A 631-nucleotide genomic window follows, 5' to 3' on the forward strand; every position below is an offset into this window, starting at 1 on the left:
CCACCAATTCCCTTAAATTTTTCAACAAAACTACTGATCTTTTGAAAAACGGTTTGTTTTTTTGTACGATATTGTGGATTTAGTGGACTCATTTTCGGCAGAGCTTCATTCAAATCATTCCCATTTTCACTAGCATACTCATGCTTCAACGAAGCTTGTATATAGCGCTTAGCACTTTGTTCATTTAATCCCTCAGTCTGTATCAACTCATCCGCTTCCCTTTTCTGTTCACCTTGCGCAAAAATAAAGAACTGTTCAATGATATCTGATTTATCAACAAAACTATCTAAATTACTGTCATGGATGAAAGCGACTATCAAATCTTCCTTAGCTCGATTGCCAAGACTTGATCGAATCGTCCGAGTAATTTCCGAAACAAGTTCATCCTTATCTGAAACTTTCTTATTAGTCTCAAAAATTAGCTCTAAGATATAGTCTAGATTGATTTCTTGGGATTTTAGTAATTCAACTTCAAAAACAATCGAATCCCAATCAACTTTAGATTCGCTATCTTCCTGATTACGGCGTTCATTCTCATACCATGACTTAATGTCATTATAGGTTGAACGGTAGTCTTGAATTTCCCTAGTACTTGGGATATCTAACCTAGATAACTCCTCTAAAGTTTCAT

General features: G+C 35.2%; 1 pseudogene. It reads right to left on the minus strand.

Annotated features, from left to right (window positions below):
* A pseudogene (locus QZ114_RS08515) lies at positions 1 to 631 on the minus strand (type I restriction endonuclease subunit R); the annotation flags it as partial.

It is taken from the genome of uncultured Streptococcus sp., assembly GCF_901875575.1.
Lineage (GTDB): Bacteria > Bacillota > Bacilli > Lactobacillales > Streptococcaceae > Streptococcus.